13 protein-coding genes are annotated in these 13580 nt (G+C 41.5%); 6 read left to right on the forward strand and 7 right to left on the reverse strand.

Translation table 11 applies throughout. The features are described from left to right. The 3 genes from ileS to murJ form a co-directional block, all read right to left on the reverse strand. Positions 1-2826 carry an isoleucine--tRNA ligase gene (gene ileS / locus IT970_RS10675; RefSeq protein WP_065978563.1) on the reverse strand — a complete coding sequence of 942 codons (2826 nt, stop codon included), beginning with the start codon at positions 2824-2826 and terminating at the stop codon, positions 1-3. 25 nt (positions 2827-2851) lie between these two features. After that, positions 2852-3778 carry a bifunctional riboflavin kinase/FAD synthetase gene (gene ribF, locus IT970_RS10680; RefSeq protein ID WP_065978564.1) on the reverse strand — a complete coding sequence of 309 codons (927 nt, stop codon included), beginning with the start codon at positions 3776-3778 and terminating at the stop codon, positions 2852-2854. A gap of 73 nt (positions 3779-3851) precedes the next feature. Continuing rightward, positions 3852-5390, reverse strand: coding sequence for a murein biosynthesis integral membrane protein MurJ (murJ, locus tag IT970_RS10685; RefSeq protein WP_442960260.1), 1539 nt, complete (start codon positions 5388-5390; stop codon positions 3852-3854). Positions 5391-5675: 285 nt separating this feature from the next. On the opposite strand from murJ, the gene rpsT reads away from it, so the two are divergent. Next, positions 5676-5936, forward strand: coding sequence for a 30S ribosomal protein S20 (gene rpsT, locus IT970_RS10690; protein WP_036967030.1), 261 nt, complete (start codon positions 5676-5678; stop codon positions 5934-5936). Between the two features lie 63 nt (positions 5937-5999). Here rpsT and IT970_RS10695 read toward each other — a convergent pair whose 3' ends face one another. Next, positions 6000-6383, reverse strand: coding sequence for a response regulator (locus IT970_RS10695; protein ID WP_036967027.1), 384 nt, complete (start codon positions 6381-6383; stop codon positions 6000-6002). Positions 6384-6541: 158 nt separating this feature from the next. On the opposite strand from IT970_RS10695, the gene IT970_RS10700 reads away from it, so the two are divergent. The 3 genes from IT970_RS10700 to smrA all read left to right on the forward strand — a co-directional run bounded on the left by IT970_RS10700 (position 6542) and on the right by smrA (position 8061). Further along, positions 6542-6985, forward strand: coding sequence for a hypothetical protein (locus IT970_RS10700; protein WP_036967023.1), 444 nt, complete (start codon positions 6542-6544; stop codon positions 6983-6985). A 100-nt stretch (positions 6986-7085) separates the two neighbouring features. Beyond that, positions 7086-7331 (forward strand): hypothetical protein, encoded by a 246-nt coding sequence (locus IT970_RS10705; protein WP_036969134.1) that lies wholly within the window; start codon positions 7086-7088, stop codon positions 7329-7331. Positions 7332-7479: 148 nt separating this feature from the next. Beyond that, the gene (gene smrA / locus IT970_RS10710; RefSeq protein ID WP_036967020.1) at positions 7480-8061 is read left to right on the forward strand and encodes a DNA endonuclease SmrA; all 582 of its coding nucleotides are present in this window, start codon (positions 7480-7482) and stop codon (positions 8059-8061) included. 59 nt (positions 8062-8120) lie between these two features. Here the strand turns inward: smrA and IT970_RS16100 are convergent, their stop codons facing one another. After that, complete coding sequence (locus IT970_RS16100) at positions 8121-8255, reverse strand: hypothetical protein (protein WP_036967016.1); 135 nt, start codon at positions 8253-8255, stop codon at positions 8121-8123. Positions 8256-8354: 99 nt separating this feature from the next. Continuing rightward, positions 8355-9275, reverse strand: a complete 921-nt coding sequence (locus tag IT970_RS10715; protein ID WP_074989546.1) for a 2-hydroxyacid dehydrogenase — start codon at positions 9273-9275, stop codon at positions 8355-8357. Positions 9276-9390: 115 nt separating this feature from the next. Between IT970_RS10715 and IT970_RS10720 the strand changes: the two genes are divergently transcribed. Further along, on the forward strand, positions 9391-11106 hold the full coding sequence (locus IT970_RS10720; protein WP_036967009.1) for a GNAT family N-acyltransferase: 1716 nt from the start codon (positions 9391-9393) through the stop codon (positions 11104-11106). A gap of 44 nt (positions 11107-11150) precedes the next feature. On the opposite strand, the gene dapE is transcribed toward IT970_RS10720, so the two are convergent. After that, entirely contained in the window at positions 11151-12341 is a 1191-nt protein-coding gene (dapE, locus tag IT970_RS10725) for a succinyl-diaminopimelate desuccinylase (RefSeq protein ID WP_074989547.1), read from the reverse strand. A 450-nt stretch (positions 12342-12791) separates the two neighbouring features. Between dapE and IT970_RS10730 the strand changes: the two genes are divergently transcribed. Continuing rightward, on the forward strand, positions 12792-13445 hold the full coding sequence (locus tag IT970_RS10730) for an OmpW/AlkL family protein (RefSeq protein WP_074989548.1): 654 nt from the start codon (positions 12792-12794) through the stop codon (positions 13443-13445). Positions 13446-13580 lie beyond the last annotated feature (135 nt).

Raw genomic sequence — 13580 nt, forward strand, 5'->3', positions numbered from 1 at the left:
CTATGCGAACTGACGTTGTTCACCGTCGCCATCAACATTGCTAACACAACGGCCACATATTTCAGGATGAGCAGGCTCAGCACCTACATCATCACAGTAATGCCAACAACGTTCACATTTTTCTGCCGTTGTTGCTGTAACGTTGATGAACAAGCCATCAATTTCAGTTGCTTGGCTACCTTGTGGTTGTTCAGTAACCGTTTCAACAGTGACACCAGAAGTTAATAATACAAAGCGTAATTCATCACCTAATGCGGCAAGTTTTGAACTTAACGCTTCAGTTGCATAAATACTGACATTTGCTTGTAAAGTCGCACCAATGATGTCTTCTTTACGCGCCGCTTCTAATACGCGGTTCACTTCATCACGTACATTCAGAATTGTGAGCCAATCATCGTTACTGAACTTACCTTGCGTAGAGGCTTTAAGCCCATCGTACCACACTGATGTGAATACAAATTTATCACGTTCGCCCGGTAATGCTTCCCAAATCTCTTGTGCAGTGAAGCTTAAGATTGGTGCCATCCAACGCGTCATTGCTTCTGCAATGTGATAAAGCGCTGTTTGACATGAGCGGCGTGCATGGCTATCGCTTTTCGCTGTGTATTGACGGTCTTTGATTACATCTAAATAGAATGAACCAAGCTCACCCGTACAGAAATTCATTAATTTTTGCGTTACAAGTAACATTTGGTACTTGTCGTAAGCAGCTAAAATTTCATCTTGTAACTCGGCAGCACGACCAACAATCCAGCGGTCTAGTTCAACCATATCGTCGATAGCAACGTGATCTGTTTTTGGATCAAAACCATTTAAGTTAGCAAGTAAGTAACGGCTCGTGTTACGGATACGACGGTAACGATCTGCCGAGCGCTTGAAGATTTCATCCGAAACCGTCATCTCTGCGGTAAAGTCAGTTGATGCAACCCATAAGCGAAGAATATCAGCACCCAGCTTGTTCATCACATTTTGCGGTGAAATAACATTACCCAGTGACTTAGACATCTTACGGCCGTTTTCATCAACGGTGAAGCCGTGCGTTAACACTTGCTTGTAAGGTGCATGGCCATTAATTGCAACCGATGTCATCATTGACGACATAAACCAACCACGATGTTGGTCAGACCCTTCAAGGTAAAGATCTGCTGGGCCCGTCAAGTCTTCACGTGCATCAACAACACACGCGTGAGTCACACCTGAATCAAACCAAACATCTAAGGTATCTTGTACTTTCATGTACTGATCAGCGTCATCACCAAGTAATGTTGCGGGGTCTAAATCGTACCACGCTTGAATACCTGATTTTTCAACTAGCTTAGCCGCTTCTTCGATTAATGCTTGCGTATTCGGGTGTAACGCCCCTGTGTCTTTATCAACAAACAACGCAATAGGTACACCCCATGTACGCTGACGTGAAATACACCAATCAGGTCGGCCTTCAACCATGTTCGCAATGCGGCTTTCACCCCACTCAGGTAACCACTCTGTCTTTTTGATTTCACTCAATGAATCTTGACGAAGGTTCGCTTGATCCATGCTTACAAACCATTGTGGTGTCGCACGGAAGATGATTGGCGTTTTATGACGCCAGCAATGTGGGTAACTATGATTGAGTGCATGATGATGCAACAGCGCGTTATTTTCTGTTAATACATCAATAACACTCGCGTTGGCTTTAAATACATGTTGACCTGCAAACAGTGGCGTATCAGGTAAATAAACACCATTTGCACCCACCGGGTTTGCTACTTCTAAACCATATGCAAGACCAGCCGCGAAATCTTCTTGACCATGACCAGGTGCAGTGTGAACAACCCCCGTACCCGAATCTGTCGTTACGTGATCAGCAACAATCACAGGCACTGTAAAGTCATAAAAAGGGTGAGCAACGTGTAAGTTTTCTAAGGCAGCACCTTTAACATAACCCAGTACATGGTAATGATTGAAACCGTAACGATCCATCGCATCTTTAACGAGTTCAGAGCCTAAGATCAAACGCTGTTGCGCGCCCTCGTCATCAACTTGAACTAATGCATACTCAAGCTTCTCATGAACAGCCACTGCGCGGTTGGCAGGAAGTGTCCACGGTGTAGTTGTCCAGATAACAGTGCTTACAGCGCCTGTACCTTGATGACCATCGGCAAGTTCAAATGCGTTAATAACGGCATCTTGATCTGCAAACTCAAAGCGTACGTCGATAGCAGGTGATTGTTTGTCTTGGTACTCAACTTCTGCTTCAGCAAGTGCTGAACCACAATCTGTACACCAATGAACCGGTTTAGCACCTTTGTGTAAATGACCATTTTTAATAATACGGCCTAATACACGGATTGCATTCGCTTCAAAGTCAAAGTTCATGGTCAGGTAAGGCTTGTCCCAATCACCAAATACCCCTAAGCGTTTAAAGTCTGTTTTTTGACCTTCAACTTGCTTTTTAGCATATTCGCGACATTTTTCACGAAACTCAGCCGCTGACACTTTAACACCAGGCTTGCCAACTTTCTTTTCAACCATTAATTCAATAGGTAGACCATGGCAGTCCCAACCAGGCACATAAGGTGCATCAAAGTCAGACAAGGTTTTTGACTTAACAATAATGTCTTTAAGAATTTTGTTTACAGAGTGGCCTAAATGGATGTCACCGTTTGCATACGGAGGGCCGTCATGCAAAATGAAGGTTTTTTTACCTTTTTTAGCGCTGCGAATTTGACCATATAGATCGTCTTCATACCATGTTTTAAGCATAGTTGGTTCACGTTGTGCCAAATTGCCGCGCATTGGAAACGCTGTTTCCGGTAAATTCAAAGTATGTTTGTAGTCGCTCATTAATCCTACTTTCCGTATCGGCTACCTAATTTAAACCAAAACACTGCTTAGCGGCGGTTACATCATCTGCAATCTGCGCCGTCAGTTGTGTTAATGTCTCGAATTTTTTCTCATCGCGAAGCTTTTTTACAAGCTCCACATGCATAAATTGTCCGTAAATGTCCTGCGCAAAGTTAAAAAGGTGAACTTCTAATAATGCGCGTGTCCCGTTAAATGTGGGTTTGTTGCCAATATTTGCAACCCCAAACAGCTGTTCATTGCCAACGGTCGCTTTCACCGCAAATACGCCATTTACTGGGCATACTTGACGTTTCAAGGCAATATTTGCCGTTCTAAAACCAAGCTCACGGCCTTTTGCCCAACCGTGAATAACACGTCCAGAAATCGCATACCCATGACCCAGCATCGTTTTAGCCTCTTCTAATTGCCCTGCTGCTAGCGCATGGCGGATTAGTGTGCTACTTACTCTGTCATTAAGACGACGAAAGCTGGCCGTACTTTTAACATCTATATTCAGCGCTGCACCCATATTTTTTAGCAACGCAAAGTCACCACTGCGACGTTTTCCAAAACAAAAATCATCACCGACAGTGAGCGCTTTCACGCCGAGCTTATCAACCAAGACTTCGTTAACAAACTGCTCTGCTTCCATGTTAGCAAACTGCTGATTAAAACTAATACAAATTACGCGTTCAACACCCAGCTCTGCTAACAATCGAAGCTTATCACGCAAACGTGTCAATCGAGCGGGTGCGTTATCTTTAGCAAAAAACTCTTGTGGCTGAGGCTCAAATAACATAACAGTGCTGGGTAACTGATGTTTTTGCGCATCAAGTAGCAAGCCTTTAATCACTTCAGCATGGCCTAAATGCACACCATCAAAGTTCCCAATCGTTAACACGCAACCATAGTGTTGTGCGCGAATATTATGAATACCTCTAATTAACTCCATGCCACCTATTTGCCTTTGTCAGCACGCCCAAAACATGTTCATCGGGCTTGAAGCGCCGATTATAATCTTTTTTTTAGTTGGATTCAGTAGTTGCAACACTTTTTATCGTATTTAGTCGTATTCCTAAAATAAAGAGCACAACAAAGTATACCAATACAGCCAGCACAAGCAGCCCTGCCAACAACATAACTTGTTCACTAAAGTGCCAGCTTCGCCATGCAAAGTGCTGACCTGCATACCATACCGCAGTCGCCATCAAAATACTCGAAAACAAACACTTAAATGTAAAACCGACGCTCATTGAAGAAAACTGATAAACCCCTTCTTTGCGTAACTGCCGATAAAGTAAAAACGCGTTACAGCTGGCCGACATAGACGTGGCTAAAGCTAACCCTAAATAACCAATAAAAGGCGCTAACATGATGTTAAATACCATGTTTAGAACCAAGGTTTTTATGCCTATTTTCACGGGGGTTTTAGTGTCTTGTCGCGAGTAAAAACCAGGCGCTAACACCTTGATTAACATAAAACTGACTAACCCTACCGAGTACGCCATCACGCCATAACTAACCGCTTGAACGTGATCAATTTCACCGTCTTGAAACGCACCATGGTCAAAAAGCACCGTGATGATCACCGGGCTTATCACCATTAAACCAAACATGGCTGGTAAACCTAAGAAAATAACAAATCGCACCCCCCAATCAAGCGTATGCTGAAAATCAAGCGTGCTTTTCGTACTATGTAGTTTAGACAGTGCCGGTAAAATCACTGTTGCAATACCAATACCGAATAACCCAAGAGGGAACTCTATCAATCTGTCTGAATAGTAAAGCCACGCAATAGAGCCTGTCATAAGCATTGAGGCAATCATGGTATCGAGCAATAAATTAATTTGACTAATCGATACACCAAACAAGGCCGGTAACATCAACTTTCGTACTTTCACGACATTTTCGTCTTGCCACCCCCACTTAGGTCGGCTCAACATGCCCGCTCGATACAAAAATGGCAGCTGAAAAATCAGTTGCACCAAGCCACCAATGAACACCCCAATTGCTAATGCATAAGCACCTACTGCAAATTTATCATGCAGAAAAATAGCACAGGCAATAATTGAAATATTCAATAATACAGGGGTAAATGCGGCCACGGCAAAGCGGTTATACACATTCATTACTGCGCCACTAAGAGCAACAAGACTCACAAAAAACAAGTACGGAAACGTGAGCTTTAATAACGCACTCGCTAATTCGAACTTAGCGGCATCCTCTCCCCCTTGCCACCAATCAATAAACCAGCCAGTACCAAATAAAGCGGCAATCACTGGCGAGGCTATCACACCAAATAAAGTGACGAGCAGCAAAATTGTGCCCAAAGTGCCCGCAGCCTGCGCGACAAAGAGTCTAACCTTGTCGTCACCTTGCTGCTCTTTTATTTCAGACAATACGGGCACAAATGCCTGTGCAAATGCGCCTTCGGCAAATAGACGTCGTAAAAAGTTAGGGATTCTATTAGCAAATAAAAACACATCAGCTGCCGCACTTGCACCCAGCAAGTTAGCAACAACCGCATCGCGAACTAACCCTAAAATACGCGAAATCATCGTCATCGCACTGACAATCATCCCGGAACGAAATAATCCTTTTGCCACCTTAAACCTATTATCAAAAAACCTTTAAGATGGGCGATTATGCCTAAAATATCTCTAAAGCACTAGGCTCGGACACGACGCTTTGTTACAATGGCGATATTAACTGCTAAAGCGGCAAATTGATGTTCGTTATAAGGAGCAGTTTTTCTTGAGCTGTCAAAAATTCATTGACATTCATGATAAAAACAGGCATATTCCACGGCCTTTAAATTAAGCTTATTTTAAGATTGTTAGGAGCAAACCTTGGCTAACATCAAGTCTGCAAAAAAACGCGCTATCACGAGCGAAAAAAATCGTCAACATAACGCAAGCCGTCGTTCAATGATGCGCACTTACTTCAAAAAAGTAGTTGCTGCAATTGAAGCGGGCGACAAAGAAGCTGCACAAGCAGCATTTGCTGTTGCAACACCTATCCTAGACCGTTACGCAACTAAAGGTCTAATCCACAAAAACAAAGCAGCTCGTCATAAGAGCCGTTTAGCAGCTAAAATCAAAGCGCTATAATTTGTTTTTGAAAGATATAAAAAAACCGGCTTTTGCCGGTTTTTTTTTACCTGAAATTTGACGTTACACAATTTCCAGCTCTGGGTAGAACTTTTTCAACATTGCCGCAATTTTCTTCGGTGTAAACGGCTTAACAACAAACCCTTTAGCGCCTTTATCAATTGCATCTTTCACATTTTCAACTGTTGAATGGGCTGACACCATCACCACATTCGCCTCTGGTGAAATGTCGTTAATATGAGAAATAATTTCTTTACCATCGCCATCTGGCAATTCAATATCTAAAAAAATGATATTAAACTCTTTCTCTTTACATTCACTTAAACACTGCGCAGCCGTTGAAGCCTCACGCACGTCATCAATCCCCAAGTGCATGAGCGTTTGATTTAAAAAGCTACGGACTGTTCCCACATCGTCAACAATAAGAATTGAAAGCTGCGTATCCATACTATTCCTCTTAAGCAATAAAGGTTCACACTAATTGAATGTAACTCTGTGACGCAATAAGACAATCAGTGTTATATGATCTGAATTTGATTATTATATCAAAAACTTCGTTATAATCTCATTATAGAGAGCTATGTATAAAAGGCCAGATAAGCTTTATGTCTAATAAAATAAAAAAACAATCGCTGTTAGGTAAAACACCAGCACGAAAAAAACCAACATCGACAACAAAACGACGACCTGCAAACCCGCAACGTGTCCCCCCCCAAACGGTGCAGCAGGCTGGCGCCTCCGAACCGGTTAAAAAAAGTGCAAGCCGTTGGTATGCAATTGCCGCTGTTGTATTAATTATGCTAATTACGCCCAAGCCCGTTCTCATTACCTATGAAAAACTAGGGATGGTATCTCAAAGCGTGTATTGGCCAGGTGTTTTTGGCTTCGGGGCAAACCTCTTTGACTCAACCCTTATACCCCGTGCAGACCTTAGCCGTAATGTGATTTACTTATGCCAAGATAAACGCGACCCTGCGAGCTGCCAAAAATACCGTGTAACAGAGCAAAGCGGTTTTTTTGCGGCAATGAAAAAGCTAATAATGGATTAAAAAATCTAATCTGAAAATAAAAAATTACTTGGTTGAAAGCTGTGTAAAAGATCACCATAATGGCGCTCCTTTTTCAACACAGACACTATTAGATACGACCATGCTAAACGAGCTAGATTGGCTTTTAAACTTTACGTTACTTGCACTAGGATTAGGTGCTTTTTTTATTAATCAGTTAACCTTATTGCGTTTTGCTGCTATTAGCGCGTGTAGTTTATTATTTTTATCGTTTAGTTTAGATCTGATGTCATCAAGTGTGATCTCAAATATGAGCTTAGTGTTGATCAACACATTTTATTTATTCAAGGTCTACACTTTTGGCCAATTGAATATTAATCAAGGTTAATCTTCTCCCAAGATTATTTGATAGAACACTTTAACGCTTCTATCATCCTTTACGCCCAAACATCGCTATGTTTGGGCTTTTTTTTACTTACAATATGACTGAACTGAGATACCATATATTCCGTATAAAGATATTTTAGAGGTGCCTTATGTCATTAAACGACTTCGACTTATTTCTCTCTTCTATGGAAGATGTAAAGCCTCTCAAGCACGATACTGTAAAACTCGATACCACCAAGCAAGGCCCTTCTCTGTCACAACAAGAAAAACGTAAAGCCGCTGAGTCTGATCTCGCAATCGATGAAAACTACCTTCGCAGTGAGTTCGTTGAATTACTTGATCCACACGCAGTTTTAGCGTTCAAGAAAGATGGCGTTCAAGCCCAAGTTTATAAAAATCTTCGCTTAGCGAAATATCAGCTTGATGCAACCCTAGATTTGCATGGACAGGCACTCCAACATGCCCGTAGCACCTTATTCAATTTTATTAATGATTGCCACCTGCGCAATATTCGCGTGGTGTTAATTCGCCATGGAATTGGTATTAAAAATAAATCAAAACCGGGTATCTTAAAAAGCTACACCAATAAGTGGCTACAAGAAATACCCGCTGTACTTGCGTTTCACAGCGCACTTAAGCAGCATGGTGGCAACGGTGCTACCTATGTAATGATCAAAAAGTCAGATGAGAAAAAGCACGAGAATAGAGAGCGCCATTCTAAGAGAAGTTAATAACATAATTTAGATGTAATCAGGTGCAACGCTCACTTTGCGAAGCACCTCTTAAAACGTTATGATTGACTTTGTACAATTTCTGGTACGTCAACACCTGCAGCATTGGCTTGATTAAACCATGCAGATATACCTAATACGATTACAGACACCACCACTAAGCTAAGTTTTGCCCCACCTTGATTAGATTTCATAACACCTCTTATTATTATTGTTGTTGGTTTATTGTCCACCAACAGCATAGCAAAGTTACAGATGTTAACAAGCTGTTTAATAAAATAATTTATTAGATGTCAATAACCTTTTGTTCTATCAACCAGATTTACTAGCCATTCCCCATTTAGTAATCTTTTTACATTACCTGCAATTTGTTCAGTTACCGTGTTTATATCCGATAAAGCAGCACAATGAGGAGTGAGTGTAATTTTATCATGAGACCAAAATGGGTGCCCTTCAGGTAAAGGCTCTTCAGCGAACACATCAAGCGTTGCGCCACGTAAGGAATTGTTATCTAAAGCCGCCAGCAAATCGGCGTCAACGACATGCTTACCACGGGCGACATTAATGAGCACCGCATGATTTTGCAGCTTACTTAATAATGCAGCATCAATAATGCCTGTAGTATGTTGATTAAGAGGCAACAAACACACCAAGTAGTCAACCTGTTTTAGCATTGTATTCAAGCCATTTTCTGTATGGTAACAAGTAACCTGTTGTTCTTGTTTTTCGCTATTTGACCATGCACTTACCGTAAAACCATTCGCCACTAAACGTTTGGCACATGCCTTTCCAAGCTCACCATAGCCTAAAATACCCACATGCTGATGTGCATAGGCTCGTTTGGGTTTCCATGCTCCTTGTGATTGTTTTAAAAAATATTCTTTCAATCTTAATTTTTGCGCTAATACATGGGTCAACACATATTCAGCCATATCGCTGGCAAGGGCCTCGTCGACAATACGTACCACAGGAACAGAGGGTGCAATCGCCGTTAAGTCAATGCTGTCTACGCCTGCACCAAACGACGACACAGCTTTTAAATTAGGGAGTTTCGCCCATAAGTCTGCAGGCGCATTCCACGCCAATACAAATTCAACGGCGCTATAATCTGTACATTCTGACCACAACTGTACTTCCACTTCGGGTAATAAAGTACGTAATCGTTCAATTAATTGACTGCAATCTCGGCCAGTGATTGCCACAAGTAAAATCATTTTGTTCTCCGCTTATCGTTAGCGCTCTTTAAAAAGTCACACAACTGCAACTTAACTGTCACAGCGAGCTTTTACCCTACTTATATCGCTAGATGCGTTTAAGATTGAGGTGTGTATGATCAGTGTTGATAAAGTAATAGAAGCAAATTTACCACAGTTAGAAAATTCACCAAAAGTAAAAGGGTTGGTAAAAAAGGGGTTAGGCTATTTATTACATGAACAAGAGTTTGTTGCCTTTGGCGATGCCTACCCTCACTTACAGGGACTCGAGTTTGTTGAGCAAGTACTCGATGAACTTGACTTTGATACACGTTACAAACCAAAACAAATGGAACACATCCCCAGTGAGGGCCATGTTGTTATTGTTGCGAACCACCCAATTGGCTCGCTCGATGCATTAGCATTAATCAAAGTGCTATCCAGCATTAGACCCGACCTTAAAGTCGTTGCTAACCGCATGCTGATGTCAATCACGCCAATGCACTCATTGTTATTACCCGTCGACAACTTATCGGGGACAAGTAAAAAGAAAGAGCTGGCCAATATTCAACAGCATTTAAAATCAGAAGGCGCATTGTTAATATTTCCGGCTGGTGAAGTGTCACGACTAAGCCCTACAGGTATCAAAGATTGTAAGTGGAACAGCGGCTTTTTACGCATGGCAAAAAAAGCCAACGCGCCGATCTTGCCAATTTATATTAAAGCCAAAAACAGCCCACTATTTTATGGCACTTCGATGATCTACAAACCATTAGCAAGCTTGTTATTGGTCAAAGAAATGTTTAAACAACGACAAAAATCGTTAGAGTTTGAAATTGGTGCATCAATACCGCCTGAGTCATATTTAATTGAGAATTTAAAAGATAAAGAAATTGCGCAATTAATCAGAAAGCAGCTTTATCGCCTGATCACTAAAAAGCCATTACCTTTAAAAACACAAACGCCAATCGCAAGCCCAGAGGCCACTAAGGATTTAAAGAAAGCCATTGAACAGTGCGAACTGCTCGGTGAAACATCAGACGGAATGAAAATTTATCTTTATCAATATAGCGGTAGCTCTCCGATTTTTCGTGAACTCGGTCGTTTACGCGAAATAGCCTTTCGTGCTGTCGGTGAAGGCAGTGGTAAGCGACGTGATATTGATAAATACGATATGGATTATCAGCACCTCGTACTGTGGGATGCAAAACAACTGGAACTAGTTGGTGCATATCGTCTTGCGTGTGCAAAAGATATTATAGAAAAACATGGCCAAAAGGGACTGTATACCGATAGCTTATTTAGTTACAGCGACGAAATGGCGCCATATTTCGCACAAGGTATTGAGCTGGGTCGCAGTTTTGTACAGCCCAAATATTGGGGCAGAAAAAGCCTCGATTACTTATGGTTTGGTATTGGTGCATTTGTAAATAGGTACCCGCAATATCGCTATTTATTTGGTGCTGTTAGTGTATCAAATGCCTTACCTGAACAAGCAAAATCTTTACTCGTTCATTACTATCAGCATTATTACGGTGCGCAGCAAACATTAGCGATACCCAACAATGAATTTCGTCATACTGAACAACAGCGTGAACAATGTACTCAGTTATTTTCAGGAAATGATATTAAAGAGGATTTTGTAGAGCTGAAGCATATTCTGGCTAATATTGGCGCTCAAGTCCCCACTTTGTTTAAACAATATACCGAATTATGCGAACCCGGCGGCGTACAATTTCTCAGCTTTAGTATCGATCCTGAGTTTAATAATTGTATCGATGGTCTTGTACTGGTTGATCTTAATAAAGTAAAGGCCAGTAAAGCTAAACGCTATTTGGGCGAGTCTCGCTAAAACACACAGTGGATATCGGCCAATCGGCCGATTATCTAAGCTTTTTAGGTGTTAACATTGCTAAAGATATTAACCAACAGCTCGCTGTAAATTTTTTCAATGAGTTGTAAGTCGGCCACAGGAACATGTTCATTCACCTGATGAATAGTGTGGTTTCGCACACCACATTCAATTACTTGCGTATGCTCACTCGCAAAAAAACGGCCATCTGATGTACCACCGTGAGTGCTTAAGACTGGAAATGTGCCTGTTACTTGATGTATCGCCTGCTCAACCTGTTTGAGCAAACAGCCGCCTGATTTATGGGGGGTGTAATAAGACTCACATGGGCGCTCCCACTGCACCTGTAGGTGCTGCGAAAAGTCAGCCAAGGCAGCCTGAATTTCATTTTTTATATCGGTACTTTTATAGCCATGGCTGTAACGTACATTAAACGTTAATTCACACTGTGCAGGCACAAGATTATCGACCACATTGGCAATATTAATACCGGTTACTTGTAATGTCGTTTCTGAGCTTGGTTCATCTTTAAACCAGTTAATGGCGATGAGTCGCTTTACGACCTCTGCGCTAATATGTGCCGCATTCACGGTGTTCTCAGGATAAGCAACATGCCCCGCTTTCCCTTTTATAAATAAACGTGCAGAAAGCGCTCCGCGGCGACCATTTTTAATCGTATCACCAACATGCAAATGACTGGTTGGCTCACCCACGAGGCACCCATCCAGTATGACGCCTTGTTGAGCCAGTTTCTGTGCAATTAAAAGAGAACCATACTCGGCTTCGCCTTCTTCATCTGAGGTGATCAACCAATAAAAGGTTCCTCGCACGTTTTTGCGTTGTTGCAGCAGCGCCTGTGTTGCACATAACATGGCAGCTACACCGCCTTTCATATCTGCGGCGCCGCGTCCATACACAGCGCCATCAACAATGTCACCCGAAAACGCATCAACTTTCCAATCCCCCTGTGCAGCAGGAACAACATCAATATGCCCTGAGAAAGCCACTACAGGTCCATCACCAAATGAGACTTTAGCGATTAGATTCGTTACTTGATTATCGCTAAACACATCACACTCAAAACCAACCGTGGTTAATTTTTTTGCTAACCAATCAATCGCTCCTGCTTGTGCGGGTGTGACAGATTTAAATCGAATTAAGGTTTGTAAAACATCAACCACCTCATCATAGGCAGATAAATGTTGCTCAACGTGTGAATTTAGTACGCAGTTCATAATAACCCTAGCCACTGAGATAAGTAAGGGTATTACAGCGCGCTTTTATTACCGCAATGTGAAAGTGAAAGTAATGACTGTTCGCCATGCATTATCGTCATTTGCATTCATTAATAAGCCTACTTTGCACAGCACGTTACTGTTGCGAAAACCATGATGAATAATGCCCCTCTCTGCCAAGGAAGGGCACAATTGCAGGCCCTTTTTTAGTAATGATTAAGATGTACTAAATACAAATAAACAATAAAAAAGAGCGGCTATAGAGGTTCAAAAAACCGATAAAAGTCAATTACTTTTTTTCTGTTCTTGGTTAAAAACTTAATCTAAATCAAAAAAAAGCTTCACTTCGTTCAAACATTTTTGAAACTTTGATCTAGAACAGGTTTTAGCTGTGTCGACTCGGTAATAATAGCCTCAACCAAACAAGACAAGTAGTTCGTGGAGAACAGCATGAAAACTAAATTAAGCATTGCATTACTGACTTCATTATTAGCACTCTCTCCTGTTGCAAACGCTAACTTAAGCGTCAACGTCGGTGCGATTAATGTTAACCCTGATAACGACAGTTCAAAAATCAACGAAGCACCTACTTTAGGTTTACGTGGTGATGACAATACACAAGTGGGTATCACTATCGATTACGCATTTAATGATAATTGGGTACTTGAGTTAGTTGCAGCAACCCCATTTAGTCATGATGTTCAAGGCACGGGTGGCTTAGCAGGCAACAAGATTGCTGACATTAAACAATTACCACCGTCGTTGATCGCGCAATATCACTTTTTAGATTCAACTTACAAATTCCGTCCATTTGTGGGTGTCGGTATCAACTATACAACGTTCTTTGATGAGCAGCCTTCAGCAGCGTTAAAAGCAACGCTGGGTACAAACGATGTAGAAGTAAAATTAGATGATTCATTTGGTTTTGCAGCACAAGCTGGTTTCAACTACATGATGAATGAAAACTGGGGTCTACACGGTATGGTTGCATTAATCGATATCGATACTGATGCAACCGTGTATGCAGATGGCGCAAAAGCACTCACATCAACGGTAGAAATCGATCCAGTTGTTACTATGCTTGGTGTTAAATACAAATTCTAACTTTCATTTTGTAAAAGCCCATACGCACAAAAAGGCCGCAAAGGCCTTTTTTATTGTCTTTTTATTCCTTTCTTCACAGCGCTAGTTGTATAAAATTAAAAGTAAAAATCTGCGAAGTATTAAATCTAAACTACA

Source organism: Pseudoalteromonas sp. A41-2 (assembly GCF_015767615.1).
GTDB lineage: Bacteria > Pseudomonadota > Gammaproteobacteria > Enterobacterales > Alteromonadaceae > Pseudoalteromonas > Pseudoalteromonas lipolytica.